1 pseudogene is annotated in these 410 nt (G+C 44.6%); it reads right to left on the bottom strand.

Annotated features, from left to right (window positions below):
- Positions 1 to 300: 300 nt before the first annotated feature.
- Positions 301 to 410 (bottom strand): annotated as a pseudogene (locus BHE89_RS21465) (fluoroquinolone resistance protein); the annotation flags it as partial.

Below are 410 nucleotides of genomic sequence, written 5' to 3'. Positions count from 1 at the left end.
AAATTGTGGTAGTAAAACGTACCGGAAAACGAAATTCCGGCTCTACCTCCGAATCACGCTGCGGTATCGAAAGATTACAGTGCGTACCTGATAAGAGCACCAATCAACGGACTAGGGATTTCTTGGATTGCGAAGTGTCGAAAGAAGCCCAACCTAACCAAACTTAGCCAGATTAACGAGCTAAGAGACCATGACCCAATAACTGATCATGGAGAAAAAGCAAAGACAAGATGAAGATGTCGCTTCGCTCCGTTTTGATTAGTACCACATTGGGGCATTAGGCGTTTTTTTACCTAGATTTTATCGGTGAACAATAACACCTAAACTCTCAACAAGCTGAAGCGCCTGCTCTCCATCCAACTTCACTCCATCTAAATTAATTCGCCTTGCATCAAGCTCGCCAAGCGCCC

The organism is Shigella sp. FC1967 (assembly GCF_001743005.1).
Lineage (GTDB): Bacteria > Pseudomonadota > Gammaproteobacteria > Enterobacterales > Enterobacteriaceae > Proteus.
Note: the sequence above shows the minus strand (reverse complement) of the source record. Positions and strands in the feature narration are given on the sequence as shown.